Annotated in this window: 26 protein-coding genes and 1 pseudogene; 9 read left to right on the plus strand and 18 right to left on the minus strand. The window is 69.2% G+C overall.

What is annotated here, in order from left to right; all coding sequences use genetic code 11:
- Positions 1 to 63 precede the first annotated feature (63 nt).
- Both P0Y50_01020 and fba read left to right on the plus strand, forming a co-directional pair.
- A complete protein-coding gene (locus tag P0Y50_01020) occupies positions 64 to 1,272 on the plus strand; it encodes a phosphoglycerate kinase (GenBank protein WEK41504.1) in 1,209 nt (402 codons plus the stop codon).
- 145 nt (positions 1,273 to 1,417) lie between these two features.
- Complete coding sequence (fba, locus tag P0Y50_01025; GenBank protein WEK40214.1) at positions 1,418 to 2,503, plus strand: fructose-bisphosphate aldolase class II; 1,086 nt, start codon at positions 1,418 to 1,420, stop codon at positions 2,501 to 2,503.
- A gap of 51 nt (positions 2,504 to 2,554) precedes the next feature.
- Here fba and P0Y50_01030 read toward each other — a convergent pair whose 3' ends face one another.
- Positions 2,555 to 3,202 (minus strand): DUF2799 domain-containing protein, encoded by a 648-nt coding sequence (locus P0Y50_01030; protein WEK40215.1) that lies wholly within the window; start codon positions 3,200 to 3,202, stop codon positions 2,555 to 2,557.
- Between the two features lie 86 nt (positions 3,203 to 3,288).
- On the opposite strand from P0Y50_01030, the gene P0Y50_01035 reads away from it, so the two are divergent.
- Positions 3,289 to 4,308, plus strand: coding sequence for an RluA family pseudouridine synthase (locus P0Y50_01035; protein ID WEK40216.1), 1,020 nt, complete (start codon positions 3,289 to 3,291; stop codon positions 4,306 to 4,308).
- Here the strand turns inward: P0Y50_01035 and P0Y50_01040 are convergent.
- Entirely contained in the window at positions 4,303 to 5,205 is a 903-nt protein-coding gene (locus P0Y50_01040) for a siderophore-interacting protein (GenBank protein WEK40217.1), read from the minus strand. The genes P0Y50_01035 and P0Y50_01040 overlap by 6 nt on opposite strands.
- Before the next feature lie 230 nt (positions 5,206 to 5,435).
- Here P0Y50_01040 and rpoH point away from each other — a divergent pair, with 230 nt between their 5' ends.
- Positions 5,436 to 6,323, plus strand: coding sequence for an RNA polymerase sigma factor RpoH (gene rpoH, locus P0Y50_01045; protein ID WEK40218.1), 888 nt, complete (start codon positions 5,436 to 5,438; stop codon positions 6,321 to 6,323).
- Between the two features lie 21 nt (positions 6,324 to 6,344).
- Here rpoH and P0Y50_01050 read toward each other — a convergent pair whose 3' ends face one another.
- The 5 genes from P0Y50_01050 to P0Y50_01070 all read right to left on the minus strand — a co-directional run bounded on the left by P0Y50_01050 (position 6,345) and on the right by P0Y50_01070 (position 14,526).
- Positions 6,345 to 7,151, minus strand: a complete 807-nt coding sequence (locus P0Y50_01050; GenBank protein ID WEK40219.1) for a response regulator — start codon at positions 7,149 to 7,151, stop codon at positions 6,345 to 6,347.
- A gap of 75 nt (positions 7,152 to 7,226) precedes the next feature.
- Positions 7,227 to 8,522 (minus strand): adenylosuccinate synthase, encoded by a 1,296-nt coding sequence (locus P0Y50_01055; protein ID WEK40220.1) that lies wholly within the window; start codon positions 8,520 to 8,522, stop codon positions 7,227 to 7,229.
- 71 nt (positions 8,523 to 8,593) lie between these two features.
- Positions 8,594 to 9,754: a phosphoserine transaminase gene (locus P0Y50_01060; GenBank protein WEK40221.1), complete on the minus strand. Its 1,161-nt coding sequence runs from the start codon at positions 9,752 to 9,754 to the stop codon at positions 8,594 to 8,596.
- Between the two features lie 23 nt (positions 9,755 to 9,777).
- Positions 9,778 to 10,710: a DnaJ C-terminal domain-containing protein gene (locus tag P0Y50_01065; GenBank protein WEK40222.1), complete on the minus strand. Its 933-nt coding sequence runs from the start codon at positions 10,708 to 10,710 to the stop codon at positions 9,778 to 9,780.
- An 87-nt stretch (positions 10,711 to 10,797) separates the two neighbouring features.
- On the minus strand, positions 10,798 to 14,526 hold the full coding sequence (locus tag P0Y50_01070; protein ID WEK40223.1) for a glycoside hydrolase/phage tail family protein: 3,729 nt from the start codon (positions 14,524 to 14,526) through the stop codon (positions 10,798 to 10,800).
- An 86-nt stretch (positions 14,527 to 14,612) separates the two neighbouring features.
- On the opposite strand from P0Y50_01070, the gene P0Y50_01075 reads away from it, so the two are divergent.
- Positions 14,613 to 15,014, plus strand: a complete 402-nt coding sequence (locus P0Y50_01075) for a hypothetical protein (protein ID WEK40224.1) — start codon at positions 14,613 to 14,615, stop codon at positions 15,012 to 15,014.
- Here the strand turns inward: P0Y50_01075 and P0Y50_01080 are convergent.
- The 3 genes from P0Y50_01080 to P0Y50_01090 form a co-directional block, all read right to left on the minus strand.
- Positions 14,994 to 15,434: an NlpC/P60 family protein gene (locus P0Y50_01080; protein WEK40225.1), complete on the minus strand. Its 441-nt coding sequence runs from the start codon at positions 15,432 to 15,434 to the stop codon at positions 14,994 to 14,996. The two genes, P0Y50_01075 and P0Y50_01080, sit on opposite strands and share 21 nt — an antisense overlap.
- A 164-nt stretch (positions 15,435 to 15,598) precedes the next feature.
- On the minus strand, positions 15,599 to 16,249 hold the full coding sequence (locus P0Y50_01085; GenBank protein WEK40226.1) for a DUF2163 domain-containing protein: 651 nt from the start codon (positions 16,247 to 16,249) through the stop codon (positions 15,599 to 15,601).
- 143 nt (positions 16,250 to 16,392) lie between these two features.
- Positions 16,393 to 17,007 (minus strand): DUF2460 domain-containing protein, encoded by a 615-nt coding sequence (locus P0Y50_01090; protein WEK40227.1) that lies wholly within the window; start codon positions 17,005 to 17,007, stop codon positions 16,393 to 16,395.
- Here P0Y50_01090 and P0Y50_01095 point away from each other — a divergent pair.
- Both P0Y50_01095 and P0Y50_01100 read left to right on the plus strand, forming a co-directional pair.
- Positions 17,006 to 17,740, plus strand: coding sequence for a DUF805 domain-containing protein (locus tag P0Y50_01095; GenBank protein ID WEK40228.1), 735 nt, complete (start codon positions 17,006 to 17,008; stop codon positions 17,738 to 17,740). The genes P0Y50_01090 and P0Y50_01095 overlap by 2 nt on opposite strands.
- Before the next feature lie 66 nt (positions 17,741 to 17,806).
- Positions 17,807 to 18,520 carry a DUF805 domain-containing protein gene (locus P0Y50_01100; GenBank protein ID WEK40229.1) on the plus strand — a complete coding sequence of 238 codons (714 nt, stop codon included), beginning with the start codon at positions 17,807 to 17,809 and terminating at the stop codon, positions 18,518 to 18,520.
- A 65-nt stretch (positions 18,521 to 18,585) separates the two neighbouring features.
- Here the strand turns inward: P0Y50_01100 and P0Y50_01105 are convergent.
- The 8 genes and pseudogenes from P0Y50_01105 to P0Y50_01140 all read right to left on the minus strand — a co-directional run bounded on the left by P0Y50_01105 (position 18,586) and on the right by P0Y50_01140 (position 22,456).
- Positions 18,586 to 19,079: pseudogene (locus P0Y50_01105) on the minus strand (phage tail tape measure protein).
- Positions 19,069 to 19,245: a phage tail assembly chaperone gene (locus P0Y50_01110; GenBank protein WEK40230.1), complete on the minus strand. Its 177-nt coding sequence runs from the start codon at positions 19,243 to 19,245 to the stop codon at positions 19,069 to 19,071. The pseudogene P0Y50_01105 and the gene P0Y50_01110 overlap by 11 nt, the downstream one beginning before the upstream one ends.
- Before the next feature lie 4 nt (positions 19,246 to 19,249).
- Positions 19,250 to 19,540 carry a GTA-gp10 family protein gene (locus P0Y50_01115; protein WEK40231.1) on the minus strand — a complete coding sequence of 97 codons (291 nt, stop codon included), beginning with the start codon at positions 19,538 to 19,540 and terminating at the stop codon, positions 19,250 to 19,252.
- On the minus strand, positions 19,537 to 19,959 hold the full coding sequence (locus P0Y50_01120; GenBank protein ID WEK40232.1) for a phage major tail protein, TP901-1 family: 423 nt from the start codon (positions 19,957 to 19,959) through the stop codon (positions 19,537 to 19,539). Before P0Y50_01120 ends, P0Y50_01115 begins: the two co-directional genes overlap by 4 nt.
- A 119-nt stretch (positions 19,960 to 20,078) precedes the next feature.
- On the minus strand, positions 20,079 to 20,489 hold the full coding sequence (locus tag P0Y50_01125) for a DUF3168 domain-containing protein (protein WEK40233.1): 411 nt from the start codon (positions 20,487 to 20,489) through the stop codon (positions 20,079 to 20,081).
- A complete protein-coding gene (locus P0Y50_01130; GenBank protein ID WEK40234.1) occupies positions 20,486 to 20,812 on the minus strand; it encodes a phage head-tail adapter protein in 327 nt (108 codons plus the stop codon). The genes P0Y50_01125 and P0Y50_01130 overlap by 4 nt, the downstream gene beginning before the upstream one ends.
- A complete protein-coding gene (locus P0Y50_01135) occupies positions 20,779 to 21,045 on the minus strand; it encodes a head-tail connector protein (GenBank protein WEK40235.1) in 267 nt (88 codons plus the stop codon). Before P0Y50_01135 ends, P0Y50_01130 begins: the two co-directional genes overlap by 34 nt.
- Positions 21,046 to 21,229: 184 nt before the next feature.
- Positions 21,230 to 22,456, minus strand: coding sequence for a phage major capsid protein (locus tag P0Y50_01140; protein WEK40236.1), 1,227 nt, complete (start codon positions 22,454 to 22,456; stop codon positions 21,230 to 21,232).
- Between the two features lie 45 nt (positions 22,457 to 22,501).
- Here P0Y50_01140 and P0Y50_01145 point away from each other — a divergent pair, with 45 nt between their 5' ends.
- Both P0Y50_01145 and P0Y50_01150 read left to right on the plus strand, forming a co-directional pair.
- A complete protein-coding gene (locus tag P0Y50_01145) occupies positions 22,502 to 23,140 on the plus strand; it encodes a hypothetical protein (protein ID WEK40237.1) in 639 nt (212 codons plus the stop codon).
- A 10-nt stretch (positions 23,141 to 23,150) separates the two neighbouring features.
- Entirely contained in the window at positions 23,151 to 23,963 is an 813-nt protein-coding gene (locus tag P0Y50_01150) for a hypothetical protein (GenBank protein WEK40238.1), read from the plus strand.
- Positions 23,964 to 24,123 lie beyond the last annotated feature (160 nt).

The following is a 24,123-nucleotide window of genomic DNA, read 5'->3' on the forward strand; positions in this document are numbered from 1 at the left end:
GGCGCAAGAGGCGCCGCGCCACCTCCCCATCGCTGCGCGACAGGGAGGAGACAGGGATTGACCATGACCTTCCGCACCCTCGACGACGCCCAAAAAGTTTCCGGCGACCTCGCCGGCAAGACGGCCCTGGTCCGCGTGGATTTCAACGTCCCGATGGAGGGCGGCAAGGTCACGGATGACACGCGGCTGCGGGTCGCCGTGCCGACCATCCAGCGCCTGCGCGACGCGGGCGCCAAGGTGGTGCTGCTGGCCCACTTCGACCGCCCCAAGGGCCAGCGCGTCCCGTCCATGAGCCTGAAGCCGGTGGTGGAGCCGCTGGAAAACGTGCTGGGCGCGCCCGTCCGCTTCGCCGACGACTGCATCGGCGCCCCCGCCGTCGAGGCCATCCGCGATCTGGACGCGGGCGGCGTGCTGCTGCTGGAAAATGTCCGCTTCCACGCGGCGGAAGAGGCCAATGATCCGGTCTTTGCGCAGAAGCTGGCCGATCTGGGCGACCTCTATGTCAACGACGCCTTCTCGGCCGCCCACCGCGCCCACGCCTCGACCGAAGGCGTCGCGCACCACATCCCCGCCTATGCCGGTGAATCCATGCGTCGCGAACTGGATGCGCTGGATGCCGCGCTCGGCAGGCCGCAGAAGCCGGTCATCGGCATCGTCGGCGGCTCCAAGGTCTCGACCAAGCTGGACCTGTTGAAGAACCTGGTCGGCAAGCTGGACAAGCTGGCCATTGGCGGCGGCATGGCCAACACCTTCCTCTATGCCCAAGGCGTCGATATCGGCGGCTCGCTGGCCGAAAAGGACATGGCCGACACCGCGCGCGAGATCATGGCCGAAGCCGAGGCCAAGGGCTGCGAAATCCTGCTGCCGGTCGATGTCGTCGTGGCGACCGAGGTCAAGCCCGGCGCCGAGGCCCGCACGGTCAAGACCGGCGAAACCCTGTCCGCCGACGACAAGATTCTGGACGCCGGTCCCGAAACCGTCGCCCACCTGAACGCCGCCGTCGATGCGTCCAAGACCCTGATCTGGAACGGCCCCTTGGGCGTGTTCGAGGTTCCGCCTTTCGACGCCGCCACCGTCGCGGCGGCGAGGCACGTCGCCGAACGCGCCAAGTCAGGCGCCCTGATCGCGGTCGCGGGCGGCGGCGACACGGTCGCGGCGGTGGGTCATGCCGGCGTCGCGGCAGACCTGACCTTCGTCTCCACCGCCGGCGGCGCCTTCCTGGAGTGGATGGAGGGCAAGCCCCTGCCAGGCGTCGAGGCCCTGCGCGCCTGAACGTCGGCGATGCAGGCGGATCACGCCTGTTCGCTCTTGTCGGAAATGCCCGTTCGGGGGTTGTAACGCGGCGTGACTTCGGCGCGTCTCGCAGCTAGTCTTTCGCCCAATCAAAAAAGACTATTCGGCTCAGGAGACTATCATCATGGCGCGCATCACGCTGCGACAGCTGCTCGATCACGCAGCTGAGAACGACTACGGCCTGCCGGCCTATAATATCAACAACATGGAACAGGGCCTGGCGATCATGGAGGCGGCCCATGAGGTCAACGCCCCGGTGATCATTCAGGCGTCCCGCGGCGCCCGCAACTACGCCAACGACATCGTCCTGGCCAAGCTGATCGACGCCCTGGCCGAGCTTTATCCGCACATCCCGGTCTGCATGCACCAGGACCACGGCAACGGTCCGGCGACCTGCGCCACCGCCATCCAGTACGGCTTCACCAGCGTCATGATGGACGGTTCGCTGGAAGAGGACGCCAAGACCCCCGCCTCCTACGAGTACAATGTCGACGTCACCCGCCGCGTCACCGAAATGGCCCACGCCTGCGGCGTCTCGGTCGAGGGTGAGCTGGGCGTGCTGGGTTCGCTGGAAACCGGCATGGGCGAGGCCGAGGACGGCCACGGCTTCGAGGGCAAGCTGGACCACTCGCAACTGCTGACCGACCCGGACCAGGCTGTCGACTTCGTCGCCGCCACCAAGGTCGACGCCCTCGCCATCGCCATGGGCACCAGCCACGGCGCCTACAAGTTCACCCGCCAGCCGGACGGCGAAGTCCTGGCCATGAATGTGATCGAGGAAATCCACCGCCGCCTGCCCAACACCCACCTGGTGATGCACGGCTCCTCGTCCGTGCCGCAGGACCTGCAGGACATCATCAACGCCTATGGCGGCGAAATGCCCCAGACCTGGGGCGTGCCGGTCGAGGAGATCCAGCGCGGCATCAAACATGGCGTGCGCAAGGTCAACATCGACACCGACAACCGCATGGCCATCACCGGCGCCATCCGTAAGGCCCTGACGGAGAAGCCGGGCGAGTTCGACCCGCGCTACTATCTGAAGCCCGCCAAGGAGGCGATGAAGAAGCTGTGCATGGAGCGTTACCTCCAGTTCGGCTGCGAGGGTCAGGCGTCCAAGATTCGTCCGCTCTCCACCGCCCAGATGGCCAAGCGCTACGCCTCGGGCGACCTCGATCCGTCCTTCCGCGGCGCAGCGGTCAAGGCCGCCTGATCGGGGCCGCCTGATCGGGGCCGCCTGATCGGGGCCGCCTGAGACCGACGTCTAGACCGGGTAGCGGCCGCTCAGTTCGAGCCGCACCCGGCGAACGTCCCATTCGGCTCGGTCCAAGGCGTCGCGCGCGTCTCGGGCGTTTCTTCTCGCATCGCGAATCTCGCCGCGAACCTCCCGAATTCGGTCGCGAACCCGTTCCCGTTCTTGTTCCGTCAGGCCCTCGCCGCGCAGTTCGCGCTCCTTGGCCTCCAGCTTGTCCTCTCGATTCTCGATCCGGGCCTCGGCGCTGTTCAGGGCGCTTCGCGCCGTCTCGAACACATCCTCGACCGCGTGCAGCCGCAGGCCGTCGCGATAGGCCGTCATGAAAACGCGCTCCTCCTGCGGCCGACAGACCCCATAGTAGGTGTTGCCCGATCGACCCTCGGTCCATCCACGCTCGAAGGTGCAATAGGACCGCAAGCCGTCCTCGCGCGCGGAGCCATAGGCGGACGGATTGGGCGCGACCTGATATTTGGCGCAGGCCTTGGCGTGATCGTCCAGTCGGCTCATCGGATAGCCGGCCGCCCCGTCGGCATAGCCCTTCTCACCCCACGCCCCGGCCAGACACTGGTCCTTGCTCATGGTGGTGCAACCCGTCAGCAAGCCGCCCGAGACCGTCAGCGCGCCGACCAGGCCGCCCGCGATAATCCATCGCCTCATCGGATCGTTTCCCTCGACGCCCCCAGGCGTGACTATCGAACGACGCCAGCCCCTCGCGCAAGCGACCTGACATGCTAGGGAGGGCTGTGTCCGATCCTGACCTGACCGATGACGACGAGCTGTCCTCCCCTTCCGCTTCCGCCGAGGTTTTGGAGGCCCGGATCGACGCGCCCGGCGTCCGTCTGGACAAGGCGTTGGCCGAGGCCTTCCCCACCCTGTCGCGCGCCCGTCTCCAGGCCCTGCTGGCAGAGGGCGCCGTCCGCCGCGACGGCGCGGTCCTAAGCGGCGGCTCGGCCAAGGCCCTTGCGGGTCTCTACGCCGTCGCCCTGCCCCCGGTCGCGCCCGCCACGCCCCAGCCGCAAGCCATCCCCCTGACGGTCCTCTATGAGGACGCCGACCTGATCGTCATCGACAAACCCGCAGGCATGGCCGCCCATCCGGCGCCCGGCACGCCTGACAGCACCCTGGTCAACGCCCTTCTGGCCCATTGCGGCGACAGCCTGTCGGGCATCGGCGGCGTCGCGCGGCCGGGCATCGTCCACCGCCTGGACAAGGACACCTCGGGCGTCATGGTCGCGGCCAAGACCGATCGCGCCCATCAGGGCCTGTCCGCCCTGTTCGCCGCCCATGACATCGAACGCACTTATATCGCCCTGACGCGCGGCATGCCGATCCCCCGCGAAGGCCGCATCGAAACCCAGATCGGCCGCTCGCACGGCGATCGAAAGAAGATGGCTGTGCTTTCGTCGGGCGGCCGCCACGCCATTACCGACTACAGGGTCGAGAAGGTTTTCGGGCAACCCTCGAAGCCCGGCGGCCCGCCGCCCGCCGCCCGCGTCGCCTGCACCCTGCACACCGGGCGCACCCACCAGATCCGCGTCCATATGGCCTCCGTTGGGGCGCCCCTGCTGGGTGATCCGGTCTATGGGTCCGGCGCGCCCGGCGCCGCCGTGCGCGCCGCCATTGCTACGGTCGGCCTGAAGCGTCAGGCGCTCCACGCTGCGGTGCTGGGCTTCATCCACCCCGTGACCGGCCAGGCGCTCCGCTTTGAAACCCCGGTCCCGGAGGACATGCGGCGACTGGAAGATGAACTGGCCGCCCTATAGGCCCTCGCGCCCGACCCGCCAGTAGCCCATGCACGCCACGCTGCGCTTGGGCAGGCCGCGTTCGCGCGTCAGATGCAGGCGGATGTCGCGCACCGCCCGCGTCTCGCCGGCCACCCAGACATAGACCGCCGCCTCCTGATCGACATCGGTGTCCCACAGGATCTCCGAATCGATGTCGACGCCCGCGATCGCGTCCTCGCCATCGTCCGCGACGGGCGCCGCCATGGCGTTCAGGTCCAGATCGCGCACGGCCGCAATCAGATCGTCGCCATAGCCGGATGTCCTGGCGATCCAGCGGCTTTCGACCCAGTCCGGCGTCTCCATCCGGTCCTCGGCCAGCGGCGTCTCCGCCAGGAAACGCACTCGGGGACGCTGCGGCCATGCCGACATCTGCTCCAGAACGCCCAGGGCGGCCGGGACCGCCGTCTCATCGGCCAGAACCAGCACCTGCCGCACGGCGTGGGGCGGCTTCCATTCGAACCCGGCGCGCGGTCCGGCCACCTGGGCGTGGGGCGCCGCCATGGAAAGCTGGGCGCCGGCTTCGGCCCTCGCGGCCCAGCGCGACGCCGGTCCATGATCGCCGTGCAGGACAAAGTCGATATCCACCTCCCCGACCTCGGGTCTCAGAGCGCGGATGGTGTAGGTCCGGACCGGCGGTCGCGTCGCATCGGGGATTGCGCGATAGGCGTCATACCAGTCGCTGCCCGCCGCCCGCACCCGCTCCCCCAACAGCGGCGCCTGCGCGTCGACGGTCGGGAAGAACAGTTTGACGCGCTGATCCGGCGCGAAACTCCTCACCTGTTCGGCCTCTGCGCCGCTGAAGGTGAAGCGTGTCAGGGACGGGGTCAGGACGCGCCGCCGGACTAGGGTCAGATCGAAAACACGGTAAGGGTCCATCAGCGGTCTCCTGCCTTTCCCTCAGCGTTATGGCGAATGCGACTTGTTTGCAAGTAAGCGCCATTGACCGTAGAAGTCGCCGGGACTCGTCGCCGATCTTTTGAACAGCAGGCCCCTGGCCTCTTTCAATCACGGCAACGGATTCCCATCTGAACGGTTCAGGGCTGGACGACCACGCCTGCGTCATGGTTTCAGGCTTGGCGCTTGCCCTAGAGATCCGGAGGGACGGAATGGCTGCAAACTCGACGCTCGCGGTGATGTCGCCCGAACAGGGCCTGTCGCGTTATCTGACGGAAATCCGCAAGTTTCCGATGCTGACCAAGGACGAGGAGTTCATGCTCGCCAAGCGTTGGTCAGAGCATCAGGACCCAGAGGCCGCCCACCGTCTCGTCACCTCTCACCTTCGTCTCGTGGCCAAGATCGCCATGGGCTATCGCGGCTACGGCCTGCCGATCGGCGAGGTGATCTCCGAGGGCAATGTCGGCCTGATGCAGGCGGTCAAGAAGTTCGACCCGGACAAGGGCTTCCGCCTGGCGACCTACGCCATGTGGTGGATTCGCGCGTCGATCCAGGAATACATCCTGCGCAGCTGGTCGCTCGTGAAGATGGGCACCACGGCGGCGCAGAAGAAGCTGTTCTTCAATCTGCGCAAGGCCAAGAGCCAGATCTCGGCCTTCGAGGAAGGCGACCTGCATCCCGAGCATCTCTCCGCCATCGCCACCAAACTGGGCGTGTCGGAAGAGGAGGTCACCAACATGAACCGCCGTCTCGGCGGCGACGCCTCGCTGAACGCGCCCCTTCGCGCCGACGGGGAAAGCGAATGGCAGGACTGGCTGGCCGACGACACGGCCGTCTCTCAGGAGACCCAGCTCGCCGACGACGAGGAAAAGGGCATCCGCATGAGCCTGCTTCAGGAGGCCATGGAGGAGCTGACCGATCGCGAGAAGCATATCCTGACCGAACGCCGCCTGAAGGACGATCCGGTCACGCTGGAAGAGCTTGCCGGCCAGTATGGGGTGTCGCGCGAGCGCGTGCGTCAGATCGAGGTCCGCGCCTTCGAGAAGCTGCAAAAGGCCATGCGCGCCGCCGCCGAAGAGCGCAATCTGGTCGACGCCTGACCTGAGGCGTTCGTCCGCGCCTCAGGACGCCCTGGCCATCGGCTCGGCGTCCGCGGCGCGGGCGGCGTTCACCACGGCGTTCACCGGCTGCATCAACCCCGCCTTGGTCACCTGTCCGGTGGCCAGATAGGCCTGCAACGTCGCCACCACCATCGCCAGCTTGGCGTCCCCGGCCTTGATCGCCAGGCCGTTCAGCGTCTCGGCCTGCTGGCGAATGGCGCGCGTGGCCTGGGACGGGTCCTGTTCGAACTGGGCCATGGCCGAGACCAGGATGCGCGTCGCCTGATCGCGCATCTCCGCCGCGCCCCCGGCCGCGCTGTCGCTGCGGCGCTTCTTGGCCCCGGTGTATTCGCCCGAGTTGAAGCGTCTGCGATCCGGCCCGACATAGCCGACCGCCTCGATCCACGGGCGGGGCTTCAGGGCCACGTTCTCGACCCGTTTGAACAGGTCCCCGGTCGTGAAGGGTTTTCTCAGGAACTCGTGCACGCCGGCGTCGCGCGCGCCCTTGATGGCGGCGGCGGTCGCTTCGCCCGTGACCATGATGATCGGCGACATGCGGCAGGACATGCTGGAGCGCCGCACGCGCCGCGCCAGGGTTTCGCCATTCAGCGTCTGTCCCGATCGTTCGGTGAAGATCACCCCCGGCTCGACGTCGCGCAGCAGCTCCAGCGCCCGCTCCTCGTCGCTCTCGCTATAGACCTCGCGCGCGCCCATCCCCTTCATGATGTCCGTCAGCAGCCTGACGGCGGAGGGGTTCGGGTCGATGATCACCACCCGTCTCACGGAAGGTTCGATGCGGCTCAGAGTTCTGGCGTTGGTAGAGAACACGTCCCGGCTCCAGGTTGGAGCTCTTATGCTTAAGCCACCGAGGTTAAAGCCTATTGAATCGGAAGTTGCGCCGGATCAGCCCTGGAACGGGTCGCGCATCAGGATCGTGTCGTCACGCTCCGGACTGGTCGACAGAAGCGCCACGGGCGCCCCGATCAACTCCTCGATCCGGCGCACATATTTGATGGCGTTGGCGTTGATGTCCTTGAAGCTGCGGACGCCGGCGGTGCTTTCGCTCCAGCCTTCCAGCTCTTCGAACACCGGCTCGGCGGCGCCCTGCGCCTTCAGGCTGGACGGCAGATAGTCCAGCACCTCGCCATCGACCTTGTAGCCGACGCAGATTTTCAGCGTCTTCAACCCGTCCAGCACGTCCAGCTTGGTCAGGGCGATGCCGTCGATGCCGTTGATCGCCACCGACTGACGCGCCAGCACGGCGTCGAACCAGCCGCAGCGCCTGGCCCGGCCGGTGTTCACCCCGACCTCGCGCCCCACGGTCGCCAGATGTTCGCCGACTTCATCATTCAGTTCGCAGGCGAACGGCCCCTCTCCCACCCGGGTCGTATAGGCCTTCACGATGCCCAGCACATAGCCGACGCCGCGCGGCCCGATGCCCGATCCCGCCGCCGCTTGTCCCGCCACGGTGTTGGAGCTGGTCACATAGGGATAGGTGCCGTGGTCCACGTCCAGGAAGGCGCCCTGGGCGCCCTCGAACAGCACGCGCTTGCCGTTCTTCTGCGCCTGATCCAGCACCCGCCACGCCGGTTTCACATAGGGCAGGATCTTCGGCGCGATCTCCAGCAACTGCGCCAGCAGCGCCTCGGGATCGATCGGCTCCAGCCCCAGACCCGCGCGCAGGGGATCGTGGTGCGAGCGCAGGCGGTCGATCTTGACCTTCAGGTCGTCTTCATTGGCCAGGTCGCAGACGCGGATGGCGCGACGGCCCACCTTGTCCTCATAGGCCGGACCGATGCCGCGTCCGGTCGTGCCGATCTTGGCGCCCGGCGCGCTGGCGGCGGCCTCTCGCGCCACGTCCAGCGCGGGGTGGACGGGCAGGATCAGGCAGGCGTTGTCGGCGATGGTCAGGATGTCGGGCGTGATCGCCACGCCCTGCGCCTGGATCTTCTCGATCTCGCCGACCAGATGCCAGGGATCGACCACCACGCCGTTGCCGATGATCGAGGGCTTGCCCTGAACCACGCCACTGGGCAGCAGCGCCAGCTTATAGACCTTGCCGTCCACGACCAGCGTATGGCCCGCGTTGTGACCGCCCTGGAACCGCACCACCATGTCGGCGCGATTGGACAGCCAGTCCACGATCTTGCCCTTGCCCTCGTCGCCCCACTGGGCGCCGACCACCGCCACGTTCGCCAAAGCACTGTCTCCGCTGAATGCGGGCGCAGCCTATAGCCGGGGAATCGTCCGGTGTCGTCCCAGAAGTCGGATTATCCGACCGCGTTCACCGCCGTCTCGAACGCCCACTCCAGCCACGGCGTCGCGGCGACGACGTCGGCGGTCTCGACGGTGCAGCCGCACCACAGCCTCAGGCCCGGCGGCGCGTTCCTGTGCGGTTCCATGTCGAACACCGCCGCCTCGCCTTCCAGCAAGGCCTTGAACCGGGTGACGAAGGCCTTCTGACCCTTCTGATCCAATCCCGTCACGCGCGGATCGACGAACTTCAGGCACACCGATGTCGTCGAACGGATTTCCGGGCGTTCGGGCAGGAAGTCGATCCAGTCCGTCTTCTCCACCCACGCCGCCAGCGCCGCATAGTTGGCGTCGGTCCGGCGGATCAGTTCGCTCAAGCCCCCGATGCCCTTCGCCCAGTCCAGGGCGTCGATCCAGTCCTCAATGGTCAGGACCGAGAAGGTGTTGATCGCCACTCCATCGGCCAGCGCCCGGTCGAACCGTCCCTGTCCGTCGGTCAGGCGCAACAGCTTGGGAATGGGCCGATCCGGCCGATACGAATCCAACCGCTCCACCGCGCGCGGCGACAGCACCATCACCCCGATCCCCGCCTCGCCGCCCAGCGCCTTCTGGAAGCTGAACGTCACCACATCCAGCTTGTCGTAGGGCAGCGGCATGGCGAAGGCGGCCGAGGTGGCGTCGCAGATGGCCAGCCCCTCGCGGTCGTCGGAAATCCAGTCCACGTCCGGCACGCGCACGCCCGACGTCGTGCCGTTCCACGGGAAGATCACATCCTTGGACCAGTCCGCCCGCGACAGGTCGGGCAGTTCGCCCCACGGCGCCGTCAGGGCCTCGGGCTCCAGCCCCAGATGATCCTTCACGTCCGCCAGCCAGGTCAGGCCGAAATTCTCATAGGCGACCACCTGCACCGGCCGCGCCCCCAGCATCCCCCACAGCGCCGCCTCGACCGCGCCCGTGTCGGACCCCGGCGTGTACAACATCACATGGCTGTCCGGGACCTCCAGCACCTCGCGCGTCAGGCGCAGGCCATGGGCGAACCGCTCCACCACCTCCGGCGCGCGAATGCCGCGCCCCAGCAGGTCCGACGGCAGGCCGCCCAGCGCATAGCCCGCGCGTTTGGCCGTCGGTCCGGCCGAAAACCACGGCCGCGCCGGCTTCACATCGGGCTTCACACTCATGATCGTCTCCTGGACCGGCGCGCTCAACGCCCCGGCGTATAGGGCCGCTTGGCGCGCCAGTCCTCGGCGAATTGCGTCAGGGCGGCGTCCGGCTCGTCCGGCAAGGTGACGGCCAGCTTGGCCAGCAGGTCTCCGCGCCGACCTTGAGCGAACGCGCCGCGTCCTTTCAGACGCAGCACCTTGCCCGAGTTCGAGCCTGCGGGGATGGTCATCTGCACCGCCCCCTCAGGCGTCGGCACCCGCACCTTGGCGCCCAGCACCGCATCGGGCACCGAAACCGGCAGATCCATCGTCAGATCCGCGCCTTCGCGGCGATAGATCGGGTGCGTCTCGATCTTCAGTTCGATCAGGGCGTCGCCGTTCTCGGCCCCACGCCCTGGCGCCCCCTGTCCGCGCAGACGGATCGTCTGGCCGTCCGACGCCCCCTTGGGGATGGTCACGTCCAGCGTGCGCCCGTCCGAAAACTGGATGCGCCGCGTCGCCCCGGCGATGGCGTCTTCCAGGCTGATGTCCAGCGTCGCCTTCACGTCCTGGCCCCGCGCGGTGAAGTCGCGCGCGCCGCGCTGACGACCGCCCCCGCCGAACATCCCGAACAGGTCGTCCAGATCGACGCCCTCGAAATTGGCGCGTCCGCCCGGCCCGCCGCCCTGACCGAAGGGATTGCCCCCTTGTCCGAAGGGATTGCCGCCCGCACGCCCGCCGCCGCTTCCGCCGAAGCCGCGATACTGTTCGTTGCCGTCGCCGTCGATCTGGCCCGCGTCGTATTTGGCGCGCTTGTCCTTGTCGCCCAGAATATCGAAGGCGGCGGTCACCCGCTTGAACTTGTCCTCGGTGATCTTGTCGCCGGGGTTCTTGTCGGGGTGCAATTCCTTGGCGAGCTTGCGGTACGCCTTCTTGACCTCGTCCGCGCTCGCGCCCTTCGAAACGCCCAGTTCCTTATAGGGGTCGCCTGCCACGTCCGTTGTCGCTCCAACTGAAAACCGATGGGTGGTCAGTTAAGCCATGCCCCCGCCCCCGCAAAGGGCCGGACCCGTCATATTTCGTCAGACCGGACCGATTTCCAGCCGGACCGCCGCCTCTACGCCCCAGCCGAACCCTTCCCCCCATTGCGCCACGGCGATCCGGGCATCGCCCCCCGGACCATGCGGAAAGTCTTCTGCGAACGCCGCCGTTTGATAGAGCAGGCCGTCCCCCTCGACCTCGAACACCCTCGCCACACGCTCGCCGTCCATCACCCGAACACGGAACCGCAGCGGATCGACCATCGCCGGTTCGCCGTCCCATCCGTCGCCATACAGGCGCACGCGCGGCGTCCATCGCACGATCCGCCCTGCCGCCGTCGGCTCGACGGTCAGGCCCGACGGCGACCACGGCCGCGCATGGACGCCCGCCGGGGTGAAGCCGACCTCGCGGAATCCGCCGCCCGGCGCCGCCCCCGCTGGTCCCGCGCGACAGACCAGCGGCAGGCCCCGTTCGCCCCGCCCGATCTCGGCGCGCGCCAGCCGGTCGTCCAGAAACACCGCCGTCGCCCCGACCGGCGCCCCGGCCCGCATCTCGACCTCGGTCCCCTGCTGGGCGCGCAACAGGTCCGCCAGCCGCCACGTCCCCGGCCCGACCAGGGCGGCCGACCGATACTGGATCACCTCCCATCCCGCCGCCGTTTCGACCGCCATGGCGTTGGCCCCGCCCAGCACCGCCGCCGCGACCACGCTCTCCGGCTCCCCGCCTTCGATCCGCACGACGACCGCATTGAGGGTGTCCCAGCGCCAGCGCACGCCGGGCGCCAGGGCCTGAACCAGCGTCCCGACCTTGGCCGAGGTCTCCATGTCCGCGCGGGGCGTCAGGACATCGGCGTTGGCCCCGGCGTGCAACCGCATCGTGCGCCATGGCTCCGCCGCCGCCGCGACCACCGGCCGCCCGTCGTCCTCGGCCCCCATCAGCGGCGGCAGGTCCAGCAGCTTCAGGAATGGCGCCCCGACCACGGCCGGCGCCTCGCCCCCGCGCCAGCCGCCGTCATCTTCATGACCGCCTCGCGCCGTCGTCGGCTCCAGCACGGCCGAGGGCGTCTCGTCCGCCGTCGTCCGCACCACCCGCCAGTCTCCGGCCCGCCCCTCCAGCCGCACCCCATCCCCCGGCTCCAGCCGCATCGCCTCCAGCGGCCCCAGCGCCACGGTCACGGCCTCCATCCCGGCCCCCGCCAGCACGTCCAGCGCCGCCGCCCTGGCCAGACCGCCGCCGCACACGACGGGCAGGTCCAGATCGACCCCGCCGCCGGTCGCCGCCGCGTCGTCGCCCCGCATCACGACCGCCCCGGTCTGATAGTCCGCCGTCTCGTCGATATAGCGCACCCGCACGACGGACGGCCGCGCCTCCAGCGTCCGCGTCGCGCTGACCGACGCGCCCCGCTCGGGCAGGGCCAGGGCGTCGACCGTCAGGTCGCCCTCGACCGCGACCCGCCCCCTGACCGCGACCCGCCCATCCCGTTCAGACGCCACGGCGTCGAAGGCGGCCAGCAGCGGCTCCAGGGCGTCGCGCGTCCGCATCGGCCGGTCGATGACATAGCCGGCCGCCGCGCCCTCGACCCCCTCCACCGTTCTCTCGTCCGGCCCCAGTCCCCCGCGCGCCAGCACCGCGGTGATCAGGTCGCGCCCGTCGCCCGCCAGTCGTCCGTTAAGCCAGTGTCCGGCCCGCCACGCCCCAGCATCGGCCCAGACGTCGCCGCGCGCCGGAAAGGCCGGATAGGGCCGCGCGTCCCAGCACCAGGCGTCCGCCGCCTCCAGCATCCGCCCGCCATAGACCGCCGACATCGGATTGTTCTCGATCTTGCCGAAATGCGTCAGCACCGCCTCCAGCGCCGCCCGCTGCACCGCGTCGTCGCGCGCGCCGGTCGAGGCGGGCGGCAGATGGCTCTCGCTGCTCTTGGGGTCCTGGAACAGGTTCGGCGCATTGCCGCCGCGGTCGACCGCCGCACAGCCGAACTCCGACAGACGCACCGGCTTCATCCCCGGAACCCAGGCCGTCGGCGTCGCACGCCGGATGCCGCCCGGCCGGTCGTGATGCGGGTTCGACCACCAGCCCTTCACATCCTTGGGCCGGAACACCCAGTCCTCGCCATAGGCCCCGTCGGCGATGGGCGAGCGCACCTGCGCCGCCCGGTCCGCGTCGCTGGCGTAGAACCAGTCGAATCCGTCCCCGCCCGCCACGCCCGCCGCCAGATAGGCCGGGTCCGTCGCGCCCTTCCACGCCCCCGCATCGACCCCGCCGTCGCCCCCGCGCCAGTCGCTCAGCGGCGGATACCAGTCGATCGCGACGTAATCGATGTTGGCGTCGGCCCACAGCGGATCGAGATGGAACACCACCTCCCCGCCTGTCCGCCGCCCGAAATATTCGCTCCAGTCCGCCGCATAGGACAGTTTCACGCCTGGCCCGACGATGGCCCGGCATTCCGCCGCCAGGGCCCGGAACTGCTGCACCGCCGGAAAGCCCCCGTCCGCATCCCGCGTCCCGGTCACGCCCCGCATCTCCGAGCCGATCAACAGGCCGTCCGCCCCCTCTTCGGCGGCGATCCGGGCATAGTGCAGCGCCATCCGCCTCAGGCCCCAGCCGTCCGCCGTCCCGAACAGGCCCGCCATCTCCGCCGTCGCCCCGGCGCCGTCCACGCCCGCCACGCGCCCCCGCCACGGATAGCCGGGGCAGTCCATGAAGACGAACGGATACAGCGTCGCCTCCAGCCCCCGCGCCTTCAGCTCGCGGATCGCCTGGCGCACGCTGTCGTCCGACGGCGTCCCGCCATAGGCCGGCGCCCCGTCCACCTGACTGACGACATAGGCGCCCGCGCGCCCCACCCCCGCCACGGACCAGTCCATCGGTTCGGTCGGCTTGTCGCGCCGCTCCACCCCCGGCCGCACGCGGCATTCGCCCGCCCTGAGATCGCTGCCGAACCAGCCGACGACCAGGCTGACCCGTTTCAGATTCGGCAGCTGCGCCTGAAGCTGATCCAGCGACGCCAACAGGTCCGCCCGTCCCTCGCCGTTATGCACATTCTCCGCCGTCGTTCGCGTCAACCCCTCGCGGCGCAGCACCGCCTCGGTCGCCAGGGCGAACTCTCCCGCCCCGGGGATCAGACAGACGCCTTCCAGCACATCCTCCAGCCGGGGCGCCTGCCCCCTGGGGCGCCGGAACACCTCGACGTTCAGCTGCGGAACCCGGTCCCCGAACGGCCCCAGCGGCAGGTCCTCGAACACCACATAGGCCGTGCCGCGATAGGCGGGCGCACCACCCGATCCGCCTGCGAATCCGGCTTGAGAAGCGCCTTCGACCGCCTCGATCAAGGGATCGGGCGTCTGGTCCTCGCCCCCGCGATGCACCCGCATGGCGACGCCGTTCATGTCCATCGGCCGCCCGTCGGCCCAGACCCGCCCGATCCCGTCGATCTCCCCCTCGCACAACGCCACCGCGAAACTCAGCGAATAGGCGTAATCGACCGTCTTCGGCCCGCCCTTGCCCGCCCGCCCCTTGATCTTGCTCTCCACGAACCGCGCGGCCCAGATCACCTGACCCGTCACCCGCGCCCGGCCGAAGACACAGGCCATCGGCGATCCCTCCGCCGTTCCCTGAACCTTCAGCGTCTCGATGCGCGGCCCGATCTGGCGCGCCGGACCCAAGGACCCGATCACGCGACTGTCGACCGCCCGCCCGATGGTCGCGCCGATCACGCGCCCGATCCCGCCGCCGACCGACTGCCCGACCGCGCTCAGTACGACTTGCGCCATGCTGCAACCTTCTGTCTTGTTCTTGTGGTTTCAGTGGAACAGGAACGATGTCAGGCTTCGCCAATCCCACCCGGCGCGGGTGGCGCATGCTGTGGCTGTTCCTTGGCGGGCTTACGGCTCTGATCGCCGTCTGGCTCCTGCTGTCACCGCTGTTTCTCTATAGCCAGGCGCGCTTGAAGGCAGGCGATGCGCCCTACTGCCTCTACACCCCTAACCCGCACTCTTATGGAACCCATGAGATCACGCATTTGCGCGAACTCGCCTGGCCCCGAGAGCGCAAACGCTGTGGCGGGGCAGGCCCCTGCGACTGGCGGTTCGAATTCCATGCGGTCCTCGCCATCGCGGACCGCAAAGACAACGCGCTTTACAACTGGTCTTATAGTCGGTTCGGCTTTCAACCGATCACGCCGTATTCGCGTGATATGCTCGGTCATGGAAACGAGCGATGCGCGCCGCAGCGGGATTTCCTAGGCAAGCTTCCTTGGTGATTCCGGAAACCGGAACGCCGCGACCAGCCGCCGCCGCCACCACGTCCCCATCCAGCTTTCGACCACCGCCCGCCCCCAATAGGCGTGGATCATCCTCGGCTCCGGCCCGTCGTCCGCGCTCAGAATGGCGCAGTGTTTCGCCGCCGCCCCCGGCGACATCCGAAACAGCAGCACGTCGCCCGGCCGCATCTCATCGACCGCCACCGCCCGCATCCACCGCCCCGCCGCCTCCAGCAACGTCTCGCGCCCGCCGACCTCGGCCCAGTCCGCCGAATAGGCCGGAACCACCTCCGGCTCCTCGCCCACGACCTCGCGCCAAACCCCGCGCACCAGGCCCAGACAGTCCGCGCCCACGCCCCTGACGCTGGCCTGATGTCGATACGGCGTCCCCAGCCACGCCCGCGCGGCGGCGACGACCACCGCACCAATGTCTCCCTCCCCCTGCGGGGGAGGGTCGTCGCGCAGCGACGGGGTGGGGGCGGCCCGGCGACCGGACTCCGATGGCTCGGCCGTCCCCACCCGCTCTCGCCTTCGGCTCGACCACCCTCCCCCACGGGGGGAGGGAGAGGTCATCTCATTCCCCCTCACCGCCGGCTCCCGCCGTCGTTCCGCCCCCCGCCCGCCGGATAGGCGGTCAGGAAATCGTCCCCCGGCACATCCGGAAAGCCGCGAAAGTTCACGCCGTTCGCGAATGTTCCGACGCAGGTCTGCCATCGTTTGTCGCAGGTCCGCCCCGCCGCATCGGCTGCGCGGCACCGGGAGTCACCCAGCCGCGCGTCGCACATCCGGCCATAGGTCCGCCCGACCACCCGCTCCAGCTTCGCCAGCGGCCCCTCAAGTTCGGCCACGAACGACAAAGCCTCTTGGCGCCTGATCCGCGCCAGCGTCCCGACCCACAGCCGCACCCTCAGCGTCGGCTGCATCCAGTCCACGCGCCACAGTTCGACCGACGCCTGGTCGTACAGCCCCGCCGCCACGTCCGCCTCGGTGATCGCCTGATCGTCCAGCGCGCCCGCCGCCGAAACCGATCCGGCCGCCAGCCCGACGGCGCTCTCGCCCGCGCCCGCCGTCCAGCCGCTGGCGGCGCGACAGACCACCCCGTCCATGATCAGATCGCGGTCGTGATCGGTGAATCCCATCGCCACGCCGTCCCGCTTCTTCAGGCGCCAGACATGACAAAGCGTCGCCGCCCCGCTCTCGACGCGGGCGGCCAGGTCTTCCGGTATGTGTCTCATGTTCGCTTTCGCTCAGGGAAAGTGAGTGGCGAGTGACGAGTAGCGAGCAACTGCCGAGGCAGGCGAACGACTGCGTCATGGCCTTGGCGACAGGAACGACGGCGCTCACTCGTCACTCGCCACTAATCACTCGCCACTCGCCTTCAAACCCTCACCTCGATCAGCGGAACCGCCGCCATCCGGCCCGCCTCGAAACTTTCCAGCGTCGTCTCGATCCGGTCGGTGTCGAACCGGACCGGCGTGTCGAACAGGAAGCCCGCCGTCACCGGAACGCCGACGCCCGGCGCGGTCGCCAGGGTCACCCGCCCGGTCGCAGCATCGAGTGTGAAGCCCGAGGTCTCCACCCCGCCGACCGCGACGCGCACCGATCCCTCGACCGGCTTGGCGATCGGCCGCGCCACGTCGCCATAGGCCTTGGTCAGGTCGAAGCCCGTCCGCGCCCCGTCGCCCACGCCCAGCGCCTGATCTTGGGCCGCTGCCGTCCCGCCCGGCGCGCACGACTTGAAGTCGGCGAAGTCCTTGAACCGGAACCCGTACAGCCGCCCGCGCCGCGCCTCGAAGAAGGCGGTCAAGGCCGCCATGTCGTCCAGCGACCTCAGGTTCGCCCCGATCAGATACCGCCTGCGCCCCAGCGCCCAGGGCGTCGAACGCCGCTCGAACCCGGACGCCAGGGTCGTGATCTCCGTTCTTCGCTCCACCCCGCCGGTCGAACCGAACGCCAGCCGCGCGGGCAGCCGCACCTCGTGAAAGGCGACCATGATCACTCTCCTGTTGTGCGAAGCCGCCCGTCCGGTCCAAAGCTTGGCGGCGGCGTCAGGGCCGCGTCTTCTCGGGAACACGGCCTTGCGCGGCGAAATCCTCAGCTACGATCCCGTCACCGGCGACGGTCTGGTCAGCGGCGACGACCTGCAGCGGTACGGTTTCACCTCGACCGCCGCCGGTCTCGAACCCGGCCGGCGCGTCGATTTCGTCGTGCAGGACGACCAGGCCGTCAGCCTGATGACGCTGCGGGACGGCGTCCCGCCCCCGGCCGTCTATGCGCCCGAGCCGGACCTGGGCCTGTGGGGGTATTTCGTCCGCTGCGTCACCGAACGCTACATCGACGGCCAGGGCCGGGCGCGGCGCAGGGAATACTGGTCCTTCGCCCTGGTCCAGTTCCTGATGCTGATACTCGCCATGATGCCGATCATCGGGCTGGCCATCGCCGACGCCGAGGGCGGCTATGACATGGAGACTTGGGGCGTCGCCTGGATCTGCATCGTCGCCCTGATCTCTTTCGCGCTTGTCATTCCCGGCGTCGCCGTCACGATCCGGCGCTTCCACGACGTGGGCCTCAGCGGCTGGCTGATCCTGATCGGCCTCGTTCCCTATGTGGGCGGCCTGTTCGTCTTCGTCGTCAGCCTGTTGCCGTCCCAACCGGCCGTGAACGTCCACGGCGCGCCGCCCGGCGGCCTTGGCGCATTACAATACCGTCAGGATCAGCCGTCCTGACCTTTTCGGGTTGCTGGGATTGCATGGGTCGGCGATGTTGCCCCCGCGCCGAGCCTGGCGCCATTCATGGAGATCTCAGTGCGCGGTGAAATTCTCAGCTACGACGCCACGACCGGCGTCGGTCTGATCAGCGGCGACGACGGCGCGCGTTACGACTTCACATCCGCCGCGCTTCAGTCGCCGGCCGTGCCGGCCGCCGGCGTGCGCGTCGATTTCGTGCCCGAGGGATCAGTCGCCACCCAGATCCTGATCCTGGCCGGCGCCCCCACCACCGCCGGCGTCGCCGGGGGTTACGCCAGCTCCACCTCGACCGCCGCCGGCGCGATCGACTGGCAAAAGCTGTTCCTGTCGTTCGAAGGTCGCCTGCGTCGCTCGCAGTTCTGGATCGGCTGGCTGGTTCTCTTCGGCGTCAACATCGTCATCAGCTGGATTCCGATCATCAACCTGCTGGGCGTCGTGCTGATCTGGCCGAACCTGGCCATTTCGGTGAAGCGTCTGCACGACATGGGCAAGACCGGCTGGCTGGTCGCCATTCCCTGGGTCGGCTCGGTCATCGCCTTCGCCGCAGGCTTCGCCATGGTCATCGCGGCCGCCGTCGCCAACGGCTATTCCGAAGACTATTATGAGGGCAATCCGGCCGCCGTCTTCGCGCTGATGGGTCCGGCCTTCGGCCTGTTCGCCATCGCCGGCCTGCTGTGGCTGGCCTTCCTGCTGTGGATCGGCATCGTCGACAGCCAGAAGGGCGAAAACCGCTTCGGCCCGAACCCCAAGGGCGAATAGGCAACAGGTGGCGAGCGACGAGCGGCCAGCGGCGGGACGCGCCGCATCCCCATCGTCGCTCGCCGCTACATCCGCCGCGCGCCCAGGCTGACCGCCCGCGCCAGCATCTGGGCGATCTGCGCCTCGGACCGCAGCAGGGCCGGCGCCCCGCCGTCCACCGTCACATTGACCGTAACCCCGCCGCCCGAAACCGGGCCGATCTCGCCGCCCGTCGCGGGACGAAACACCTCCGGCCCGCGCTCTCCGACCAGATAGGCGCCCCCGCCCCGCCGAAGCTGGACATCGCCGCCTGGATGGCGGCGCCGAGGCCGCCCTGCGATCCCGCCGCCGCGTTCACCGCGTTCAGCACCGCCCGCGCCAGTTCGGCCAACGACACCTCCCCGTCCGCCGCCGCCCGCGCCAGCGATCGCGTCAGGCTGTCGCCGGCCCGCCCGAACGCCGCCTCAATGGCGTCGGCCGCATCCTTCGCCGGCGCCTTCAGCGCCTCCAGCGCCGCCCCGGCCTCGGCGGCGCGCAGGGCGACGTCGTCGATCCGGTCCCGTCCGATCTCATCCGCCATCCGGCCAAACCTCCATCAATCGCGCCAGCCCCTCGCGCCCCAGCGGCGCCGCCGCCTGCGGCGTCTGGGTCAGCATCCGCCATTCCTTCAACGACAGCCGCCAGAACGCCTCGGGCGCCACGCCCATCGCGCCCGCCAACCTCAACATCTCGCCCCAAGGGGTCACCTCGTCATCCTCCGGCCGGACCGGAGGATGCCGCGAACGCCTGCGCCACCGCCTGCGCCGCCTCTCGCGGATCGACGCCCGTCACATCCGGCGCCGTCTCTCCGCCCCCGCGCAGCACCGCCGCCAGCACCACCATCAGATCCCTCGCCGACAGCGTCTTCATCCGCTCCGCGACCGCCGCCAGTCCATCGACCCCCAGGCCCGTCTCGATCTCCGCCAGCGCCCCCAGCGTCAGGCACGCCCGACGCCGCTGACCGTTCAGCATCACCCCCGCCTCGCCTCGCGCCCCGTTCATAGGGCGCTGAACCCGATCGCCCCGGCGCTGGCCAGGCTCACGGCGAACGTCGCCTCGCCCTCGTGTTCCCCGGCGTATTCCAGGGCCGCCACCAGGAACGGCCCCTCCAGCACGCCAAAATCCGGCACGATCAGCCGCCACCGTTTCGCCGCCTGATCAAAGAAGGCTTCGCGCACCAGGACGTCCGACGGCGCGTCGCGGAATATGCCCTGCCCCGACACCGCCGCCGACTTGACCCCCGCGCCCGCCAGCAGTTCGCGCCACCGTCCGGCGCTGTCGCCGTCGGTCGCATCCACCGTCTTAGCGTTCAGCGAGATGGTTCGCGCTCTCAGCCCCGCCACCGTCGTGAATACGCCCGGGGACGCCACCGGGGCGCCCTCGATCTTCAACAGTATGTCCTTGCCCGCCTGTGCGGTCATGTCGTCCTCGCTTTGCTTATGTGTGGCGTGTGGCGTGTGGCGAGCGACGCGTGGCGAGGATGACCGTCGCAACGGTTCGCCCGCCATCCCACCTCACGGATCCCGCTCGTCACGCGCCGCTAACCACTCGTCACATCCTCGGTCACCGCCCGCAGCCGCACGACCGCATAGGTCCGCCGCCCGTCGCCGGCCGGGAAGACATCGGCGAAGGTCGCCCTCAGGGTCGCGGTCCGCACCCCGTCGGCCTCCAGCGTGGTCTCGTGCAGACACGCCCGCACCGCCGCCGCCATCGCCTTGGCCTCTTGCGACCCGGCGAAGCGCGACACGCCGGTCAGGGTCAGCCTCTGCTCCACCGCGCCGCCGTCCGCCGCCACCGGCCGGCTTTCGCACCGCCCCAGCGCCAGATAGGGGCACAGTGCCCCGTCCGGCGCCTGGTCGTAAATCCGCCCCTGGATCAGGGCCGACAGCGTCGGATCGGCCTTCAGCGCCGCCACCATCGCCTTCTGCAGCGCCCCTTCGTGATCCCTCATCGCGTCCGCTCCAGCTCCAGTTCGACCCGCCCCGGCCGCGGGTCCGCGACCAGGCGGATCGTCCAGTCCGCCCCGCCGAAGCGCAGCACCCGCCCGAGCGCCAGTCGCGGATCGGCCCGCGTCTCGGCCTTCATCGTCTCGACCGACCGGCGCTGGTCGCCCTCGCCGCGCTCGACCCGCCGCCGCGTCCCGCCCTTCAGCCAGACCGACCCCATCGGCTCGAACGTCACGCTGCGCCCGCCATAAGGCGTCTCGGCCTCAACCGGCCGGAACAGTCCCCCCAGCACCCTCACAACCGCACCACGCGATAGGGCGCGATCCACCCCTCGACCGGCTCCACGGCCATGTCGGGATCGCCCCGTTCATAGGCCCACAGCACCAGCATCAGGATCGCCAGCCGAAGCGGCGCCGGGGACGTGGACGTCAAGCTCAGCCCCACATCCGCCTCCACCCGCGCCCTGGCCGCCTCGATCAGCGTGGCGATCAGCCCGTCCTCGGCCTCATGCTCGACGCGCAGAAACAGCTTCGCCTCCGCCGCCGTCACCGGTTGCGCCATGCCAATCTCCATTGTCAGAAATCACCTCTCCTCCCCATCAATGGGGAGGGGGACCACGAAGTGGTGGAGGGGCTCCTGAAGTCCCACAGGCGTCTGTGATGCGTCGAAGACCCCCTCCGTCACGGCGCTGAAGACGCGCCGCGCCACCTCCCCATCGCTGCGCGACAGGGAGGAGACGATCACTTCAGCTCGCGGCGAACTTCATCACCTTGATGGCGTCGAAGTTCTGCACCCCGCCGCCCACGCGCTTGGTCGTGTAGAACAGCACATAGGGCTTGGCCGAATAGGGATCGCGCAGCACCCGCACCCCTGCCCGATCGACGATCAGATAGCCGCGCTGGAAGTCGCCGAACGCGATCGACAGGCTGTTGGCCGCCACATCCGGCATGGTCTCGATCTCGGTGACCGGATAGCCGAGCAAGCTCGCCGTCTCGCCCAGCCGCGTCGCCGGCTGCCAGATGTAGTTGCCGTCCGCGTCCTTGAACTTGCGCACAGCCGAGACCGTCTTCCGGTTCATCACGAACCGCCCGTTCGGTCGGTACTGGGCCTTGGGCGCATAGATCAGGTCGATCAGCCGGTCCGTCGGGCTGGCCGACGCGAAGCCGCCCGCCGCGCCTGACGCCACGGAACCGATCTGACCCCAGGCCTGATCCGCGTCCGCCACGGTCGTATAGCTCAGGAAGCCGCGCGGCTTGTTGGTCCCGTCGCCGGTCACGAAGGCCGCCGTCTCCTGCGCCGCGAAGGCGTCCTCGACCTCGGCCGCCAGCCATTCGTCCAGATCGACCATGGCGTCGTCCAGCAGGGCCTGGGTCGCCGCCGGATTGGCGTAGAGGTCCGCCGACGGGAACTCCAGCAGGGCCAGGGTCGCCGGGTCCGTCTCGGGACGTGCAGCGGTTTCCGCCACCCAGCCCGAGGCCACGCCCGCCGTCGACACCGGCTTTCTGAACACGCCCGCCGCCACCGTGCGCACCGTGGCGATCTCGCGCATCGGCGAGGCCGCCATCAGGCGCCGCTCGATGGCCCGTTCCGTCTCGTACGGCACCACATAGCCGCCCGAGGTGGCGCCGCCCGACAGGCCCGCCTTCACCTCCAGCCCGCCGGATTGACCCGTCTTCAGATAGCCGTCCCACGCCGCCTTCGCCTCGGGCGCAGACGCCGGCTCGACCGGCTCGCCGCCGATCTGGGGACGCCGGTTCTGGCTCATCACCCGATCCAGACGCGCCTGGGCCGCCGCCACCGCCTGATCGATGCGCGCCACCTTCTCCTCCAGCAGGACATCGGCCGCCGCCTTCTTCTCGATCTCGCCCAGCCGGACGTCGTTCGCCCCTTTGAACGCCTCGAACGCGGCCATCATCTCATGCATGGCGGCGCGCGCTTCCGGCGAGGCGGAAGCCTGTTTGGTCTCTTTCATGATATCTCCGTTTGAAGAACCGCGTGTTGCGGTTAGGGTCGAGGCGTGACCGGCACGACCTCGAAATTCATCGACAGCCTACAGCGCTCCTGGCTGCTCAAACTGGCTTGGGTGCTGGCGCCGTTCGCACCGATGCTGGTCGTGGCGACGTCAAAGCACAGCCCCGAGCGGTGGGCCGGATGGCTGTCCTCGGCCATGCTTCTTGTCGTCTTCGGCAGCCTGGCCGCATCCTATGCGTTTGCGCTGATCGAGCGGCGCCAGAGGCGCGCTCGACTTCGCGCCCTGTCTCCCTTGCAGCGCCTTCAGATGTCCGACGAAGCCAATCTCGCCCCGCTAGGCGAAACCCTGCGCGTGACCGATCATCCCGCCATCGAAACCCTGCCGAGGGTCGTTCAGTGGGCCATAGCCGCGCTGGGGGCGCCGCTGCCCAAACCCCTTTCGGCCGTCGTCGTCGCGCTGGACTTGAGTATTTTCGTCCTGCTGCTGGCGATGGTGTTTCTGAATGACCCGATGGGTCAACTGTCCCGTCGTCTGGGCGCGCCGCTTCTGCCCTACTGGCCGATCTTCATCGCGCTCTTTGCAGGACTGGTCGCCCTGCGTCTGATAGAACGGCTATCGAGTATGAACCGCTACTACATCGCCCAGGCGGCCACCTCGGGCCGCCGCCCTTTCCCTGCCCTGTGACGAACGCCCGATGTCCCACCTCACGCCGCTCGAAAGCGCCGTCATGGACGCCATGGCCTGGCAGATGGGCGACAGCGTGCCCGATCTGGCGGCGCAGGCGGCGTCCAGTTCGCCGGGCCTGCGTCGCAACACCGGGGCGGGCCTCTATTCCCAGTTCCTGGTCGACGCCGACCGGCGCACGGCCAACCCCGACGCCACGGGCCTGTTCGGCACGGTCCATGTCATGGTCGCCGACCTGCCCGAACCCGTGGGCTTCCAGATCGAGCTGCGTCAGGGCCGCCTGATGGCCCTGCACGGCCAGAGCTATGGCCAGGACACGCGCGCCATCGACTTCTCCAACACCCCCTTCAGCGAGGTCTTCACCGTCGACGACCGGGGCCAGTCCGTCCTCTACCGGCCCGCCCGCCGCGCCCCCGATCCGGTCGCCCCCAGGCCGAAACCCGCCGCCCGGCCGAGCGTCTCGACCCAGCCCAACCCCCAGCCTCAGCCCGCCGCGCGCACGACCCCGGCGGCCCGTCCGGCCGACCACGCCCTGCCCGTCTCCGCCTCACCGCCCGGCGTGGCCGACATGCTGTCCGGCCTGTCGAACCCGTCAGCTTCGGCGGCAGGGCGCCTGGCCCTGGTCTATCTGGGCGCCTACGCCCTGGCGGTGGTCTTCGTCCTGTTCGCCCGGCTTGCACTACACACCGGCTGGTTCTTCGCCCTGATCCTCGCCTTCTGGGCCCTGCGCTTCATCCATATGCCCAAGGGCCGCGCAATGATGTCCAGGCTCGCGGACACCCTGGACCGTCAGGGTGCGTTCGCGGCGTTGAAGTCACGCTGACCGGCTTGCAATCCAGCCTTTTTCCGCCCACCTCAAAAACGATCAGAGGGAAAAGCGGATGTTCGGACTGTTCTTTCATCCCCGGCGTTCCGACGATGGACGCCCCGTCGCCGTGCGCGTCGTCGCCGGCCAGTGGCGCGGCGCCGCATCGGACGCCCCT

Origin of the sequence: Candidatus Brevundimonas colombiensis, from assembly GCA_029202665.1 — a bacterium.
Classification (GTDB): Bacteria; Pseudomonadota; Alphaproteobacteria; order Caulobacterales; family Caulobacteraceae; genus Brevundimonas; species Brevundimonas colombiensis.

Excerpts from the sequence above, each read along its gene's own strand:
- P0Y50_01020 (WEK41504.1), top strand. The coding sequence starts at position 64 with ATGACCTTCCGCACCCTCGACGACGCCCAAAAAGTTTCCGGCGACCTC.
- fba (WEK40214.1), top strand. The coding sequence starts at position 1,418 with ATGGCGCGCATCACGCTGCGACAGCTGCTCGATCACGCAGCTGAGAAC.
- P0Y50_01030 (WEK40215.1), bottom strand. The coding sequence starts at position 3,202 with ATGAGGCGATGGATTATCGCGGGCGGCCTGGTCGGCGCGCTGACGGTC.
- P0Y50_01040 (WEK40217.1), bottom strand. The coding sequence starts at position 5,205 with ATGGACCCTTACCGTGTTTTCGATCTGACCCTAGTCCGGCGGCGCGTC.
- rpoH (WEK40218.1), top strand. The coding sequence starts at position 5,436 with ATGGCTGCAAACTCGACGCTCGCGGTGATGTCGCCCGAACAGGGCCTG.
- P0Y50_01060 (WEK40221.1), bottom strand. The coding sequence starts at position 9,754 with ATGAGTGTGAAGCCCGATGTGAAGCCGGCGCGGCCGTGGTTTTCGGCC.
- P0Y50_01070 (WEK40223.1), bottom strand. The coding sequence starts at position 14,526 with ATGGCGCAAGTCGTACTGAGCGCGGTCGGGCAGTCGGTCGGCGGCGGG.
- P0Y50_01075 (WEK40224.1), top strand. The coding sequence starts at position 14,613 with ATGCTGTGGCTGTTCCTTGGCGGGCTTACGGCTCTGATCGCCGTCTGG.
- P0Y50_01085 (WEK40226.1), bottom strand. The coding sequence starts at position 16,249 with ATGAGACACATACCGGAAGACCTGGCCGCCCGCGTCGAGAGCGGGGCG.
- P0Y50_01095 (WEK40228.1), top strand. The coding sequence starts at position 17,006 with ATGATCACTCTCCTGTTGTGCGAAGCCGCCCGTCCGGTCCAAAGCTTG.
- P0Y50_01090 (WEK40227.1), bottom strand. The coding sequence starts at position 17,007 with ATGGTCGCCTTTCACGAGGTGCGGCTGCCCGCGCGGCTGGCGTTCGGT.
- P0Y50_01100 (WEK40229.1), top strand. The coding sequence starts at position 17,807 with ATGGAGATCTCAGTGCGCGGTGAAATTCTCAGCTACGACGCCACGACC.
- P0Y50_01115 (WEK40231.1), bottom strand. The coding sequence starts at position 19,540 with ATGAACGGGGCGCGAGGCGAGGCGGGGGTGATGCTGAACGGTCAGCGG.
- P0Y50_01120 (WEK40232.1), bottom strand. The coding sequence starts at position 19,959 with ATGACCGCACAGGCGGGCAAGGACATACTGTTGAAGATCGAGGGCGCC.
- P0Y50_01125 (WEK40233.1), bottom strand. The coding sequence starts at position 20,489 with ATGAGGGATCACGAAGGGGCGCTGCAGAAGGCGATGGTGGCGGCGCTG.
- P0Y50_01135 (WEK40235.1), bottom strand. The coding sequence starts at position 21,045 with ATGGCGCAACCGGTGACGGCGGCGGAGGCGAAGCTGTTTCTGCGCGTC.
- P0Y50_01140 (WEK40236.1), bottom strand. The coding sequence starts at position 22,456 with ATGAAAGAGACCAAACAGGCTTCCGCCTCGCCGGAAGCGCGCGCCGCC.
- P0Y50_01150 (WEK40238.1), top strand. The coding sequence starts at position 23,151 with ATGTCCCACCTCACGCCGCTCGAAAGCGCCGTCATGGACGCCATGGCC.